Annotated in this window: 12 protein-coding genes; 6 read left to right on the plus strand and 6 right to left on the minus strand. The window is 63.3% G+C overall.

The window, feature by feature from the left end; translation table 11 throughout:
- Positions 1-37: 37 nt before the first annotated feature.
- Together nfuA and DNJ95_RS07845 are read right to left on the minus strand one after the other, a co-directional pair.
- The gene (gene nfuA / locus DNJ95_RS07840; RefSeq protein ID WP_131184167.1) at positions 38-622 is read right to left on the minus strand and encodes a Fe-S biogenesis protein NfuA; all 585 of its coding nucleotides are present in this window, start codon (positions 620-622) and stop codon (positions 38-40) included.
- A gap of 378 nt (positions 623-1,000) precedes the next feature.
- On the minus strand, positions 1,001-3,268 hold the full coding sequence (locus DNJ95_RS07845; protein WP_131184168.1) for a fatty acid cis/trans isomerase: 2,268 nt from the start codon (positions 3,266-3,268) through the stop codon (positions 1,001-1,003).
- 120 nt (positions 3,269-3,388) lie between these two features.
- Between DNJ95_RS07845 and DNJ95_RS07850 the strand changes: the two genes are divergently transcribed.
- The gene (locus DNJ95_RS07850; RefSeq protein ID WP_131184169.1) at positions 3,389-4,678 is read left to right on the plus strand and encodes a M18 family aminopeptidase; all 1,290 of its coding nucleotides are present in this window, start codon (positions 3,389-3,391) and stop codon (positions 4,676-4,678) included.
- A gap of 60 nt (positions 4,679-4,738) precedes the next feature.
- Here DNJ95_RS07850 and DNJ95_RS07855 read toward each other — a convergent pair whose 3' ends face one another.
- Positions 4,739-5,698, minus strand: coding sequence for an NAD(P)H-quinone oxidoreductase (locus tag DNJ95_RS07855; protein WP_131184170.1), 960 nt, complete (start codon positions 5,696-5,698; stop codon positions 4,739-4,741).
- A gap of 144 nt (positions 5,699-5,842) precedes the next feature.
- Between DNJ95_RS07855 and DNJ95_RS07860 the strand changes: the two genes are divergently transcribed.
- Positions 5,843-7,927 (plus strand): carboxy terminal-processing peptidase, encoded by a 2,085-nt coding sequence (locus tag DNJ95_RS07860; RefSeq protein ID WP_131184171.1) that lies wholly within the window; start codon positions 5,843-5,845, stop codon positions 7,925-7,927.
- Positions 7,928-8,065: 138 nt separating this feature from the next.
- Positions 8,066-9,847: a bifunctional diguanylate cyclase/phosphodiesterase gene (locus DNJ95_RS07865; protein WP_131184172.1), complete on the plus strand. Its 1,782-nt coding sequence runs from the start codon at positions 8,066-8,068 to the stop codon at positions 9,845-9,847.
- Here DNJ95_RS07865 and DNJ95_RS07870 read toward each other — a convergent pair.
- The 3 genes from DNJ95_RS07870 to DNJ95_RS07880 are packed head-to-tail and all read right to left on the minus strand — an operon-like array spanning position 9,814 to position 10,966.
- Positions 9,814-10,284, minus strand: coding sequence for a tetratricopeptide repeat protein (locus DNJ95_RS07870; RefSeq protein ID WP_181953381.1), 471 nt, complete (start codon positions 10,282-10,284; stop codon positions 9,814-9,816). The two genes, DNJ95_RS07865 and DNJ95_RS07870, sit on opposite strands and share 34 nt — an antisense overlap.
- Positions 10,281-10,655: a hypothetical protein gene (locus DNJ95_RS07875; RefSeq protein ID WP_242671951.1), complete on the minus strand. Its 375-nt coding sequence runs from the start codon at positions 10,653-10,655 to the stop codon at positions 10,281-10,283. The genes DNJ95_RS07870 and DNJ95_RS07875 overlap by 4 nt, the downstream gene beginning before the upstream one ends.
- Positions 10,652-10,966 carry a helix-turn-helix domain-containing protein gene (locus DNJ95_RS07880; RefSeq protein WP_131184173.1) on the minus strand — a complete coding sequence of 105 codons (315 nt, stop codon included), beginning with the start codon at positions 10,964-10,966 and terminating at the stop codon, positions 10,652-10,654. The genes DNJ95_RS07875 and DNJ95_RS07880 overlap by 4 nt, the downstream gene beginning before the upstream one ends.
- A 330-nt stretch (positions 10,967-11,296) precedes the next feature.
- Here DNJ95_RS07880 and DNJ95_RS07885 point away from each other — a divergent pair, with 330 nt between their 5' ends.
- From DNJ95_RS07885 to DNJ95_RS07895, 3 genes are all read left to right on the plus strand, one after another.
- Positions 11,297-12,820: a fumarate hydratase gene (locus DNJ95_RS07885; protein WP_131184174.1), complete on the plus strand. Its 1,524-nt coding sequence runs from the start codon at positions 11,297-11,299 to the stop codon at positions 12,818-12,820.
- Positions 12,821-13,201: 381 nt separating this feature from the next.
- Complete coding sequence (locus DNJ95_RS07890) at positions 13,202-14,680, plus strand: diguanylate cyclase domain-containing protein (protein ID WP_131184175.1); 1,479 nt, start codon at positions 13,202-13,204, stop codon at positions 14,678-14,680.
- 67 nt (positions 14,681-14,747) lie between these two features.
- On the plus strand, positions 14,748-15,695 hold the full coding sequence (locus DNJ95_RS07895; RefSeq protein ID WP_131184176.1) for an amino acid ABC transporter substrate-binding protein: 948 nt from the start codon (positions 14,748-14,750) through the stop codon (positions 15,693-15,695).
- The last annotated feature ends 6 nt before the right edge of the window (positions 15,696-15,701 follow it).

Genomic DNA, 15,701 nt, shown 5'->3' on the forward strand with positions numbered 1-15,701 from the left:
CGCCCCGGGAACCCCGCTTGCCGCTCATCGCTGCTCGTCAGTAGTAGGCATTCTCGCGGTTGGTGTGGTCGGTCACGTCGCGCACGCCCTTGAGCTCGGGAATACGTTCCAGCAGCGTCTTCTCGATACCGTCCTTGAGGGTGACATCCGCCTGGCCGCAGCCCTGGCAACCACCGCCGAACTGCAGCACCGCGACGCCCTCTTCCACCACATCGATCAGTGTCACCTGGCCGCCATGGCTGGCCAGGCCCGGATTGATCTCGGTCTGCAGGTAGTAGTTGATGCGCTCGTTCAGCGGGCTGTCTTCGTTCACCATCGGCACTTTTGCGTTGGGTGCCTTGATGGTCAGTTGCCCGCCCATGCGATCGGTCGCGTAATCGACCAGGGCATCTTCCAGAAAAGGCTCGCTGACAGCGTCGATCCAGGCCGTGAAGCTTTTCAGCGCCAGGGCGATGTCGTCAGGCTTTTCTTCGCCCGGCTTACAGTAGGCAATACAGGTCTCGGCATAGGGCGTGCCCGGCTGCGTGATGAAGACTCGTATACCAATGCCGGTCGTATTCTGCTTGTCCAGCAGGTCGGCCAGGTAATCATGTGCAGCGTCGGTAATGGTGATGGCGCTCATAAAGCCTCCTCGCGAACTTGAATGCAGTGTACGCCAACCCGGCGCGTGGTTGAAGCCATACTAAATCAGTAGGAAATAAGGTAGCAGGTACAGATCGGCGGGTAGCGGCAGAGAAAAAGCGACGAAACGTCAACAGGCCCTTGGGGCTGTTGACGTTTCGGCATGGATGGCCGGATAGAGGCACAAACGGACAGCCGAAAAGCGCTGGAGGCTGAACGACCGGCACACGGCGCCAGCGCTTTCGTCCAGCGTTCAGCCATCAGCGCTTTTAATCGAAGGCCGAAGGCCGCTTGTGCTTCGAAGAAGCCCGTTCGAAGGACTGGATTGGAAATATATTTCCATCTGAATCAATGAGTTGAAGCGAAACGTCGATGACCCCTAGAGATTCTGGTAGCGATTCATATCGAGAACGCCCTCTTCGAGCGGCTCGGTTTCCTGGATATAGGCACTCATGTCATGGAAGTAACGCCAGAATTCCGGATGGCTGCGCCTTATTCCCCAACGCTCCACCAGTGCCTCCAGGTCCTGACTGTTCGTCGCCAGTTCCAGGCTGCGGACGAACCCCGGCACCTCGCTCGCCGGCAGGTTGAAGATGAAGTTCGGATAGCTGCTCAGAACCCCGGGGTGGATCGTCAGGGTATCCAGCCGCGGCTGATAGCGCAGGCTCTCGCCGAGCATGAAGGCCACGTTGCTGTGCGCCCGATTGCGCAGCAGGCTGTAGACCTCGCGCGAGCCGTCGCTTGCTTCTACCCGCAGCAGGGTCGCCTCGGGCAGTTGCTGGATGACCTTTAGCCCTGCGGCCAGACGCCCGCTCAGACGGCTCAGAGATTGTTCGGCCGCCTGTATCTGTGCATGCAGCCGTGGACGGTGGCAATGGCTTCCCCGGCAACGGTTGATCGGGTCGGGTGTCGCGTTAATGCTGGCGAAGCGCTCCAGCAGGGCGTCCGCGAACTGCTGGAGCGGCTCCCGTTGCGACAGTTGCAGGCCGCTCGGCGACTTGCGATCGAGCGCCTGGTAGTCGATCCACAATTTGAGCTGACCGCCGTTCTGGTACCAGTCGTCGAGGATCGCCTTGCGCCCGTCCGCTGGCATGAGGCGCAGGAAGTTCTGCTCGGCGCCATTGCGGATCAGGTCGAAGTACAAGCGTGTCTGCGCCTGGTGGGCGACATTGCCGAAAACATCGAAATTGACCACCAACTGGTAATAGGTGCGCTCCAGCAACGGGTAGTCCATCCACCAGAACGTCTGCGGCAGTCCCCCGATCAGGCCCTTGTTCACCGATGCGCTGTCATGGTGGCGGAACACCGTCAGCAGCGCATTGTCGTTGCCGGACCATATGTGCTCCCAGTCCGGCGCCGGGGCATTCCGGTAGCTATTGGTGCGCAAAGCCTCATACTGGTTGCGCTTGTCCCGGTAGCTGCGCCACAGGCCGAGCAGGTCGCCGATCTCGTCCCATTGCCCGGGCATCGACAACAACCCGGTGGCTTCGGCCCGGTAGCCGGCATCTTTGACATAGAGATCATGCCCGGGCTGCTGGAACATCACCCAGAAATGATCGCGAATCACATCGGTGGCGATCTGGCCGCGGCAGACCGGCCCGCGGATAAAGGTGCGGACGAAATATTCCGCGTTGTCGAGCATGAACTGATAGCGGGAGCGGGCCGGGATCGCTTCGAAGGTCAGGAACGGATTGGAGCGGTGCCCTGCCCCATAACCCGGCAACCGCTCGACTTGCCAGTCACCGGCGAACAGCAGTTGCCGTGTGCGGGCCAGCTTCTGTGCACTCAGGGGATAAGTGATGTGGGTCTTGTGCACGATCACGCCCTGCACCGGACGGATCCGGTAATGGAAGTCGGTACCTGGGTCGTCATTGGGGCGCCGGGTGGCGATCGGATCGACCGGCTGGCCACTGGGGGTGCGCGAGCGCACCAGTTCGAAGAAGTGCCCCGTGCGGCCACCATCGAAATGCAGATGGGCCAGGAACAGATGCTCATACAGCCAGCGGCTGGCCAGGCGCTCGCGCGCCGACGAGCCGTTGAGCAGGCGCTCCCATTCGTCGATCTGCCGTTGCTCGTCCGCCGTAGCCCGTATCGTTTCGATCTCGATCGGCGCGCCCTGCGCGAACCAGCGCTGCAGGGTCGCGTAGTCCTCATCGGCCAGGCCGGTCACGGCGAACGGCATGCCGGCACTGGCGTGCTTGCGTGCATAACTGTCGAAATCGCCCGGCAGCGGGCACTGGTTCTCGCGGTTGATGCCGATGTCCAGGTCATCCGGCAACCTGGCATTGGCCGGCAACGGGTTGTTGCGCCCCAGCTCCAGCATGCGCGCCATCAGCGAAGCCTGCTCCTGCACCACCGAGTGGAAGCCCCGCTGGCGCCAGGCCTCTTCGCCGTGGCCATCCAGGTAAAGGCGCGAGGTTTCCTGTGCCTTGGTCCGCGTGCCGTTATACACCGGCAGCTTGCTCGCACCGCGCTGCAGCCCCTCGCCGTTGCCCAGGTTCAACTGGCAGGGCGCGTCGTAGCAGGCATGGCAGGCGACGCAGTTCCTGGTGAGGATCGGCTGGATGTCCCGGGAGTAGGAAACATCCTGTGCCTGTACCGCAAAAACGCATGTCATCAGCAAAGCAGCGAGCAACCGCGGGATCATGAGCGATGGTCCGGAAAAAAAGCTGCGATTGTAAAGCCAGTCACACTTATGAAGCGAGCCGGGCTCGCAAGCGGATCGAATGCGCTAGACTGCGCGCCACCGCCGTATGGAGCCGTGTCAATGCAAGCAACACTCAACCAGGGACTGATCGACTACCTGGGTGCCTCGCCCTCGCCCTTCCATGCCACCGCCAGCCTGGCGCAGAGGCTGCGCAGCGGCGGATATGAGCGCCTGGACGAGCGTGAAAGCTGGCAACTGCAGGCCGGGGGCCGCTACTACGTCACCCGCAACGACTCCTCGATCATCGCCTTCCAGCTCGGCACGCAGCCTATGAGCGAACAGGGCATTCGCCTGGTCGGCGCACATACCGACAGCCCCTGCCTGCGCGTCAAGCCGCACCCGGACCTGCATAGCCAGGGTTTCTGGCAACTGGGCGTGGAGGTCTACGGCGGCGCCCTGCTGGCCCCCTGGTTCGATCGCGACCTGTCCCTCGCCGGGCGCCTCACCTACAGCCGGGATGGCCATATCGAAAGCCAGTTGATCGACTTCAGGCAGGCCATCGCGACCATCCCCAACCTGGCCATCCACCTCAATCGCGAAGCCAACCAGGGCTGGGCCATCAACGCCCAGAAGGAACTGCCGCCGATCCTGGCGCAGGTCGCCAGCCAGGACGCCTCGGACTTTCGCGCCCTGCTGGCGGAACAGTTGAGTCGCGAGCACGACCTGGTGGCCGATGTAGTCCTCGACTTCGAACTTGGCTTCTACGACACGCAGCCGGCCAGCCAGATCGGCCTGAACGGGGAATTCATCGCGGGCGCACGCCTGGACAACCTGCTTTCCTGCTATGCCGGCCTGCAGGCATTGCTGGCGGCGACGCCAGAGCAGAGCTGCATGCTGGTCTGCACCGACCACGAGGAAGTCGGCTCATCCTCCTGCTGCGGTGCCGACGGGCCTTTCCTGGAGCAGGTGCTGCGCCGCATCCTGCCGGAAGAGGACGCGCTGCAGCGGACCATCAACCGCTCGTTGCTGATTTCCGCCGACAATGCCCATGCGGTTCATCCCAACTACCCGGAAAAACATGACGGCAACCACGGGCCCAAGATCAACGCGGGGCCGGTGATCAAGGTCAACAGCAACCAGCGCTATGCCACCAGCAGCGAAACCGCCGGTTTCTTCCGCCACCTGTGCCTGACCGAGGAAGTGCCGGTACAGAGCTTCGTCACCCGCAGCGACATGGGTTGCGGCTCGACCATAGGCCCGATCACCGCCAGCCGCATCGGCGTGCGCACGGTGGATATCGGCCTGCCGACCTTCGCCATGCACTCGATCCGCGAACTGGCCGGCAGCCAGGACCTGGCGCACCTGGTCAAGGTACTGACAGCGTTCTATCGCAGCGCCGAACTGCCTTGAAGCACTGGAGGCCGGGCGACGACCTCGTCCGGCCTCCAATGCTTTTCCGGCTGTTCCGGCTCAAAGCCCGGGGTCGATCAGCAGCGCCACCTTGCCCGCCACCGTATTGCTTTCCAGGGTCGCGAAGGCCGCCTCGACATCTCCGATGGGAAAGCTGAACTCCAGGCGTGGCGACAGCCGGCCATCGGCGAACAGCGGCCACAGCTTCTCCCGCATCTGCGCCAGCAACTGCGCCTTGAAGTCATCGTCTCGCGTGCGCAGCGTCGAACCGATAAGTTGAATCCGCTTGCCGAGCAACAGCGCCAGGTCCAGTTCGGCCTTGCGCCCGCCCATCAGCCCTATGACCACCAGGCGGCCATCCTGGCGCAGCAACTGCAAGTTCAGCGCGGCATACTTGGCGCCGACCGGATCGAGAATCACATCGAAGGGGGCGAAATCGCGCAGGGCCTCCAGCCCTTCTCCACGCAGCACGCCGCCCTGGGCGCCAAGCGATTCGCAGTAGGCCAGCCGCTGCGCCGAGCCGACGCTCACCCAGCACGGGTTGTCGAACGCCCGGCACAATTGAATGGCCGCCGAGCCGACGCCGCTGGCGCCGGCATGCAACAACACCTTCTCCCGGGGCTTCAGGCCACCGAGTTGGTAGAGATTCAGCCAGGCCGTGGTATAGACCTCCAGCAGCACCGCCGCCTCGACCAGGCTCAGCCCCTGCGGCACCGGCAGCACATGGCGCGCATCCACCACCACCTCCTCGGCGATGCCGCCGCCAGCCAGCAGCGCGCAGACACGATCACCGACCCGCCACGGGCCGTCGCCGCCCACTTCACTGATGACCCCGGCGCATTCCAGGCCGAGAACCTGCGTCACACCGGCCGGCGGCGGGTAGAGGCCGGCACGCTGCAACAGGTCGGCACGATTGAGCCCGGCGGCCGCCACGCGGATACGCACCTGCCCCTGGCCACAGGCCGGGGTCGGGTGCTCGCTCCACTCCACACGCCCTTCGATACCTTGCAATGCCTTCATACTGCCTCCATAGTGGTCCTGTCTGTGCCCGCCACCGCAACCCAACCGGCTTCATCTCGGGCCAATTCGCTTCCGCGCCTGAACCGGCGCCCAATCTGATGGCCTAATATGCGTTATTTTCCATCCTCACGCCGCCCATACTCCATGAAACGTTCGCTGATCTCCACCTGCCTGGCCCTGACCCTCGGCCTGCAGAGCATCACCGCCCTGGCGCTGTCCAAGGACAGCGCCTACTGGGATTACCTGCTGCCCGACCGCGAGCAGGTCATCGCCAGCCTCAACGTGGTGGAGCTGCTCAAGCGCCATCATTACAACAAGCCGCCATTGAACGATGCCCGCTCGGTCAAGATATTCGACAGCTATATCGAGATGCTCGATCCCTCACGCAGCTATTTCACCGCGGCCGATCTCGAGGAATTCGCCCCCTGGCGCACCCAGTTCGACGATTTCCTGCGCAATGGCGAGCTCGAGCCGGGCTTCACCCTCTACAAGCGCCATTTGCAACGCCTGCAGAGCCGCCTGGAATACGCACTGTCGCTGATCGAGAAAGGCAGCGAGAACATCGACTTCACGGCCGACGAGCAGTTGCTGATCGATCGCAAGAATGCGCCCTGGGCCAAGGACGAGGCCGAGCTGGACGACCTGTGGCGCAAGCGCGTCAAGGACGAGGTGCTGCGCCTGAAGATCGCCGGCAAGGAACCCAAGGCCATCGACGAGCTGCTCGGCAAGCGCTACCGCAATCAACTGTCCCGGCTCGAGCAGACCCGTGGCGAGGACGTGTTCCAGACCTATATCAACGCCTTCGCCCAGTCCTATGACCCGCACACCCAGTACCTCTCGCCGGACAGCGCGGAAAATTTCGATATCAACATGAGCCTTTCCCTGGAAGGCATCGGCGCGGTCCTGCAGAGCGACAACGAACACGTCAAGATCGTGCGCCTGGTGCCGGCCGGCCCGGCGGAAAAGAGCAAGCAGGTCGCGCCCGCCGACAAGATCATCGGCGTGGCCCAGGCCGACGGCGACATGGTCGATGTGATCGGCTGGCGTCTCGACGAAGTGGTCAAGCTGATCCGTGGCCCGAAAGGCTCGGTGGTGCGGCTGGAAATAATCCCGGCCAGCAATGCACCGAACGACCAGAGCAGCAAGGTGGTCGCCATTACCCGCGAAGCCGTCAAGCTCGAAGAGCAGGCCGCGAAGAAGTCGATCTTGCACCTCGAGCATGCTGGCCACGACTACAAGCTCGGTGTCATCGAGATTCCGGCGTTCTACCTGGATTTCAAGGCGCTGAGGGCCGGTGACAAGGAATACAAGAGCACGACCCGCGATGTGCGCAAGCTGCTGACGGAACTGCAGGAGGAAAAAGTCGACGGTGTCGTCATCGACTTGCGCAACAATGGCGGCGGCTCGCTGCAGGAAGCCACCGAGTTGACCAGCCTGTTCATCGAGCAAGGCCCGACCGTGCTGGTGCGCAACAGCGACGGGCGCGTCGATGTGCTGGCCGACGAAACCCCCGGCGCCTTCTACAAAGGCCCGCTGGCGGTGCTGGTCAACCGCCTCTCCGCCTCGGCCTCGGAAATCTTCGCCGGCGCCATGCAGGACTATCACCGTGCGCTGATCCTCGGCGGCCAGACGTTCGGCAAAGGCACCGTGCAGTCGATCCAGCCGCTCAACCATGGCGAACTCAAGCTGACCCTGGCCAAGTTCTATCGGGTATCGGGCCAGAGCACGCAACACCAGGGCGTGCTCCCGGACATTGCCTATCCGGCCAATGTGGATATCCAGGAAATCGGTGAGAGCGCCCTGCCCGAGGCCCTGCCCTGGGACAGCATCCGCCCGGCCATCAGCGCGCCGCAGAATCCTTTCGCCCCCTTCCTCGCCGAACTGCAGGCGCGCCACGAGTCACGCACCCGCGACAATCCGGACTTCGTGTTCACCCGCGAACGCCTGGCCCTGGCTCAGGAGCTGATGCAGGAAACCACGGTCAGCCTCAACGAGCAACGTCGCCGCAGCCAGCAGGACGCTATTGAAAAACGCCAGTTGTCCCTGGAGAACGCCCTGCGCGTGGCCAAGGGCGAGGAACCGCTGGACGCGCTGAAGAAGGAAGACGAGGAGCTGCTAGTGCATGAGGAAGAGGAAAAAGGCAAGCCGGAAGATGATGCCTACCTCTCGGAGAGCGGCCATATCCTGCTGGACTACCTGAAGCTCAACAGCAGGCTGGCCAGCCACTGAGAAGCATGCGGGTAAAGCCAGGCATATTGAAAAGCATGCGGCAGAGAATTTGTCATCAAAGTGACATCATGCTCGCATGAAATGGGAGGGCCCGCGGTGCGGGCCTTTCCGTTTCCGCGACCACCGCATGAGGTCCGTATGACCGCCACCTCGCAGTCGAGCAGCCTGGACCATATCCTTGCTCATGGCGACATCAGCACACTGTTCCAGCCCATCGTTTCGCTCTCCGAGCGGCGCATCCTCGGCTACGAGGCCCTGACACGCGGCCCGTCCGACAGCCCCCTGCATTCACCGATCAACCTGTTGGCGGCGGCCCGCCACGGCGGACGCCTGAACGAGCTGGAAATGGCCTGCCGGCAGAACGCCTGCCGCTGCTTCAGCCAACGGCGGTTGCGCGGCAAGCTGTTCCTCAACGCCTCGCCCGAGTCGCTGCTGGAAGCCTCGCACAAGCCGGGCCGGACCCTGGAATTCCTGCGGACCTATGGCCTCTCTCCCGAGCAGGTGGTCATCGAGCTCACCGAGCAGTCACCCACCGACGATGTGGCGCTACTCGACACTGCCCTGCACCATTACCGCGACATGGGCTTCCTGATCGCCCTGGATGACCTGGGCGCAGGTTATTCGAGCCTGCGCATGTGGTCGGAACTGCGCCCCGACTACGTCAAGATCGACCGTTACTTCATCGACGGCATCCACCTGGATGCGGTCAAGCGCAAGTTCGTCGAGTCCATTCTCAAGATCGCCCGGACCTCCCACTCACAGGTCATCGCCGAGGGCATCGAGCTGCAGGAAGAGCTGACGGTGCTGATGGAGATGGGGGTCGACCTGGTACAGGGCTATCTGCTCGGACGCCCGCAGGAGCAGCCATGCCTGGACGCCGAACGGATCGTTCTGCCCTCGCAGGTCGGCCTCAACGAAGACAGCGGCGACCTGAGCCCGCTGCTGCTACGCCAGCCCGCCGTGTCCCAGGAGCAGCCGGTCGGCGAAGTGCTGGAAATCTTCCGTATGCAGGCCAATCTCAATTCGCTGGCGGTACTGGACGAAGGAAGCCGCCCGGTCGGCATCGTCCACCGCAACCTGCTCTCCGAAGCGCTGCTCAAGCCTTTCGCCACCGACCTGCTGTCACGCAAGCCGATCAGTCGCCTGATGAGCGATGACTTTCTCGCCGTGGAACTGCACCAGTCGCTGCAGCAGGTCAGCCGGCTGCTGACCAGCCGTGCCCGACAGCGCATAGAGGAAGACTTCATCATCACCCATGAAGGCGACTACCACGGCCTGGGGCGAGTCATCGACGTGCTCAAGCTGATCACCGAGATGAAGATCCAGCAGGCACGTCACGCCAATCCGCTGACCCTGCTGCCCGGCAATGTACCGATTCAGCAATGCCTGGCCCGCCTGCTGCAACAGGAGCGTGAAGCGGTCATCTGCTATGTCGACCTGGATAATTTCAAGCCTTTCAACGATATCTACGGCTATGCCAAGGGGGATGAGGTACTGCTGTGCCTGTCCCACTGCCTGGGCGAACGGCTCGACTACAGCTGCGACTTCGTCGGCCATATCGGCGGTGACGATTTCATGCTGGTGCTCGGCCCCAACGACTGGCAGCGGCGGCTGGAACTGTTGTTCGAGGACTTCCAGAAACGCTGCCGAAGCTTCTACCGCAGCGAACACCTGAGCGATGGATGCTTCATCGCCCAGGACCGCCAGGGGCAGCAGACCCGCTACCCGCTGCTGGCGCTTTCGGTCGGCGCGGTGCATCTGCGCCCATACCGGGCGCAGGAGCTGGATGCGGCGATGCTCGCGGGCCTGGCATCGGAAGCCAAGCACCAGGCCAAACTGAAGCCCGGTTTCAGTTGGCACCTGCTGGATACCGACAACCATCAGGATCAGAACCCGAGCCTGGCCGCCTGCGCGCGATAGCGTTGCGCCAGAAGTGGATCGCCGGGCAGGCCTTCGCCGCCCTGCTCATACAATTGAGCCAGCCGCGATGCCGCCAACGGATGGCCGGCATCCACGGCCATCCGCCACCACTGCGCGGCCTGTGCTGGATCGGCTGGCTGCTCGAGCCGCGCCGCCAGGCACTGGCAACCCAGTTGATAGGCCGCCTTGCCATCCCCGGCTTGCGCCGCCAGTCCCAACAAGCGCATGCCTTCCTGGCGGGAGCCCAGCCCCTGGCCGCGAAACAGCAGCACATGCCCGTAGAAACTCTGCGCAGGCCTGTCGCCCAGGTTGGCCATACGCGAGAACTGCCCTTCCATCCAGCGCCACAGGCGAGGCTGCGCAACGGCCCAGCGCCATGCCAGTAACCGGCGTGCACACCAGTAGCCGATGCGTGCCCGGATTTTCCAGACGATCATGTCGCCTCCGGATAATCGAAATCGAACACCCTGGCCACCTCGGCGGCATGCCAGGACACGGCGGCAGCGCCCTCGGGATCTCCGCTGAAGCGGCCCAGCCGCTTCGCACAGTCGAAGAACCCGCTGCGCGGCAAGCGGCTGGCGCTCTGGCTGATTACCAATGCACTGCGCAAGGGCCGCCCGGCCTCCGCATCCCTGCTCGCCAGGTGTTCCAGCGCCGAGGTCAGGGTGAGCATGGCCGGGGTCGCCAGTTGCAAACGCTCCAGCAGGGAACGGTAAGTCAGCAGCTTGCGCTCGCGCCGGGTCACCTCCAGTGCATCCAGCAGCGCCTGCCACTGGGCCCGGCTGATCCTCAGCACCCGGCTGTTCAAGAAGCCTCGCCCCAGCCAGAGACCCCCAGGGTCCGGGCGAGCACCCGGCGAATGGCACTATCCGGATCGCGCTCGCCCCGCTCGATCAGTTCCAGGTAGGCCGGGCTGATGCCTACCGTACGAGCCAGTTGTTCGAGGCTCAGCCCTTGCTCCTGGCGCAGTTGCGCCAACTGCGCCAACGAGGCCTGGCCAGGCTGTATGGCCGGCTGATCTGGCGTACGTCCCGTGGCGTCCAGCAACGCCTGGTATTCGGCCCATGGCAGCACCGCATACTCCGGCGCGCCATCGCGCATGATGACTTGTACGTTCATTACCACCTCCAGCGAATAGGACAGGCCGATATTAACAGCCCGGCGGACCGCCACGACGCCCGCTATAAATCCGGGAAAAGCGCTGGACGGCTGGACGGCTGGACGAAAGAGCGTGGCAGCCGGTGTTTTTCGTCCAGCTTTCCAGCCTCCAGCGCTTTTATCGAAGCGCCCTGCCGGTGAATAACGGCATGGCGCGATGTCCCTGCATCACCCTGCCCGTTTCGTGCCAGCGTCAATCCGACGCGCTATACTGCCGCGCCGTTTCCAACTGGGGTGCCTGCCGGGCGCCCCTGTTTGCTCATCGTTCCGCCCCGCCAAGAGGACGCGCACATGACCGTGATAAAACAAGACGACCTGATCCAGAGTGTCGCCGACGCATTGCAGTTCATTTCCTATTACCACCCGGTTGATTTCATTCAGGCGATGCATGAAGCCTACCTGAAGGAAGAATCGCCGGCCGCGCGCGATTCCATGGCGCAGATCCTGATCAACTCGCGCATGTGCGCCACCGGCCACCGGCCGATCTGCCAGGACACCGGCATCGTCACCGTATTCATCAGGGTCGGTATGGACGTGCGCTGGGACGGCGCCACCCTGAGCGTCGACGACATGATCAACGAAGGCGTGCGCCGTGCCTACAACCTGCCGGAGAACGTGCTGCGCGCCTCGATCCTGGCCGACCCGGCCGGTGCCCGCAAGAACACCAGGGACAACACCCCGGCGGTGATCCACTATTCCATTGTCCCCGGCGACAAGGTGGAAGTGGATGTCGCGGCCAAGGGCGGCGGCTCCGAGAACAAATCGAAGATGGCCATGCTCAACCCGTCCGACTCCATCGTCGACTGGGTGCTCAAGACCGTGCCGACCATGGGCGCCGGCTGGTGCCCGCCGGGCATGCTCGGCATCGGCATCGGCGGCACCGCCGAGAAGGCCGCGGTGATGGCCAAGGAAGTACTGATGGAGCACATCGACATCCATGAACTGCAAGCCCGTGGCCCGCAAAACCGCATCGAGGAACTGCGTCTGGAGCTGTTCGAGAAGGTCAACCAACTGGGTATCGGCGCCCAGGGCCTGGGCGGCCTGACCACCGTGCTCGACGTCAAGATCATGGATTACCCGACCCACGCCGCCTCGCTGCCGGTGTGCATGATCCCCAACTGCGCCGCCACCCGCCACGCCCACTTCGTGCTCGATGGCAGCGGCCCGGCGGAACTGCAAGCGCCTTCGCTGGACGCCTACCCGGACATCGTCTGGGAAGCCGGCCCGAGCGCCCGTCGCGTCGACCTCGACAGCATCACCCCGGAAGAAGTGCAGAGTTGGAAGCCGGGCGAGACCATCCTGCTCAACGGCAAGATGCTCACCGGTCGCGACGCCGCGCACAAGCGCATGGTCGATATGCTCAACAAGGGCGAGCAACTCCCCGTCGATCTCAAGGGCCGCTTTATCTACTACGTCGGCCCGGTCGATCCGGTCGGTGACGAAGTGGTCGGTCCGGCCGGCCCCACCACCGCCACGCGCATGGACAAATTCACCCGGCAGATCCTGGAGAGCACCGGCCTGCTCGGCATGATCGGCAAGTCCGAACGCGGCCCGATCGCTATCGAGGCGATCCGCGACAACAAGGCCGTCTACCTGATGGCCGTGGGTGGCGCCGCCTACCTGGTGGCCCAGGCGATCAGGAAGTCCAAGGTACTGGCCTTCGCCGAACTGGGCATGGAAGCCATCTACGAGTTCGAAGTGAAGGACATGCCGGTCACCGTCGCCGTCGATACCAATGGCGAGTCGGTACACATCACCGGCCCGGCGATCTGGCAGAAGAAGATCGCCGACAGCCTGGCGGTGGAAGTGCAATAACAGTCCCACCCAGGAACGCGAAAGCCCGGCCATGCAAGCCGGGCTTTCGCGTTCCTGGGGGCTTGTTTTCTTTTCCCTCGGCTCGCAAGCACTGCATGAGGCCCAGAGCCATATGGCGTAGGGTCTGTTCCCGTTTCGTCGCAAGCCGCGTTGTCGCGACAGCCCCTCCCGGGCAGGCGAAATTTCTTGCAATATTGACTTCGCGGTTGACTTTTAAAGCGTAACGATTGATATAACGACGATGGCATCCAGCCATGTCATTGATCTACGGCAATAGAGATTGAGTTTTTACAGATTCGCCGACGAGCGATACGCAGTCGATGCTGCCGGCCCTGAGCGGAACCACGGAGAAATAGAGGAAAATTCGCTATAGGGGAATGTATGGAAAAATCAATCCCGGACGGGCTACAAGGGCCGGCACCACGTTCCGGCGAACCTCGTCCATTCGCGCCCTTGTTCAATTGGCGGCGCTCGCTGCAAGGCCAGATCCAGGCTCTCATGCTGGCCGGAGTGCTGCTGGCCTATATTCTCGGCGCGGCGGCCGGGCTCTTCATCATGGAGCGCAGCCTGCGTGACCAGTGGACGCGTGCGGCCGAGGTGAACGCGCAGATCGTCAGCGCCGTGATCCGCCACACCTATACCTTCGTCGCCGTCGACGCCGATGAGCATGGACAGATAACCGGCATCCTCAGTGAGCGCCTGCTTGGCGATTCGACTGCCGTGCTCGATACCGGTTTCAGTACCGCCGATGTACTGGCGCAGGCCGCCAGCCAGACCAAGAGCAACGCCTGGCTGTTCCAGCGCGAACCTGGCAGGCAGCGTCTGGTCGGCGTGGCGGATGCCTGGGGTACCCTCGGCAGCCACCCGGACGGACAGCCCCCGCTTCTGCAACTGGCGGCGCCGCAACAGTTCTACACGGGGTTCGCCCATATCGGCGATGAAGAGCATTTCATCGCGTCGCTGCCGGTGCTGGCCCCGGACGGGCAACTGCTGGGCAGCGTGGTATCCAGCATTGGCCTGAGATCGGAACTCTATGCGACCCATAATGATCTGGTACACCGCTCGCTGCTGGTATTGCTGACGGTGCTGGCCGTCACCCTCGGCGGCCTGTTCCTGCTCAAGCGCCGGGTCTTCCGCCCGGTTCCGCGCCTTATCGAGGCACTGACCCGCATTGCCCACAACGACACTCGCACCACCACGCCCTTTCTCGAGCGTGACGACGAGATCGGCGACCTGGCCTGCGCGATAGAGAAGCTGCGCACCGCCGTCATCGAGCGCGAGCATCTGCTGGAGATCAAGGAACGGGCATTGCGCCTGGAATACATGGCCCACCACGATGTTCTGACCGGCCTGCCCAATCGCGCGCAGTTGAACAATACCCTGGACCATGCCACGGAAAAACTGGCCGTGCAGCAGAGATTCAACCTGATGCTGTTCGACCTGGATGACTTCAAGGTGGTCAACGATCGCTTCGGCCACGCCACCGGCGACAAGCTGCTGGTGGAGATCGGCGAGCGCATATCGCTGCTGCTGGGATCGAATGACACCGCCGCACGGCTGGGTGGCGACGAGTTCGCGATCATCCAGCAGATCGCGCGCGACGCCGAGCAGGAGGCCCAGCGACTGGCCACACGCCTGATCGAAGCCATCAGCAGGCCCATCGAGAGCAACGGACTCACCCTGAGCGTCGGCGTGAGCATCGGCATCGCCCGGGCTCCGAACGACGGCCATACCCCGCACGAACTGCTGCTACGGGCCGATGTAGCGCTGTATGCGGCCAAGAACGATGGCCGCCGCCGCTTCATGTTCTATCGCCACGGCATGTCCATGCCGGCGCAACATGAGACGACCGATGGATAAGCCGGATTGACGAGTCTATTCAAGGAATGAGCGGCTCACTTCAAGGAAAGACTTCAGGGGAAGAAAGATGCCTGGGAAAGAAATCGGGATCACATGGATATGGAACCGCGCCAGCCGCCTCTGGCCATCGGCCTGCATCGCCGCGGCCCTGCTGCTGGCCTCTGTGGCGATAACGGCGGTGAATGCGGCGGAGGATGGCGAAACACTGGAACGGATCGCCAGAACCGCCAGCGTCACCCTCGGCCACCGGCACAATGCGCCACCCTTGTCCTATGTCGCCGATGGCCAGGTGATGGGCTACTCGGTGGATATCTGCCGGCATATCGTCGAAGGCATCCGCCAGGAGCTGGGGCTGGAACGCATCGACGTGCGTTATATGCCGGTCACCACCGCCACGCGCTTCATCCTGATCGGCAACGGCAGCATCGACCTCGAATGCGGCGCCACCACCAACACCGTCATGCGCCGCAAGCTGGCGGAATTCAGCTACCCACATTTCGTGGCCAGCAACCGCTTCGTTTCACGCCGAGAGAATGCCCTGCACAACCTGGCAGACCTGGCCGGGCGCAGTGTCGCGGCCCCCAGCGGCTCGCTCGGCCTGGAGCAACTCCACGCACTCAACCGGGCCGGCTACCTGAACATCTCGGTAATCCTCACCCGCGATTACCAGGAAGCCTTCGAACTGGTGGCAAACGGCAAGGCCGCCGCACTGGTCGCCGACGATATCCTGCTGGCGGGTCTGGTAGCCGCTTCCGACAACCCGCAGGCCTTCGAGATTTCCAGCCTGACCCTGGAAAACCCCGAACCCTACGGCATCCTGCTGCCCCCCGGCGACCTGCGGTTCAAGGCCGTGGTCAATCGCTCCATGCGCGACCTCTTCGCCAGCGGTGAAATAGAAACCCTCTATCGGCGCTGGTTCCAGTCGCCGATCCCACCGAACGGGCAGAGCCTCGCCCTGCCCATTACCAGCGAACTCAGGGCCATATTCGCCAGCCCCGGCGAATACCTCGATTGAGGAGAC

This window comes from Stutzerimonas kirkiae, from assembly GCF_004327335.1.
Lineage (GTDB): Bacteria > Pseudomonadota > Gammaproteobacteria > Pseudomonadales > Pseudomonadaceae > Stutzerimonas > Stutzerimonas kirkiae.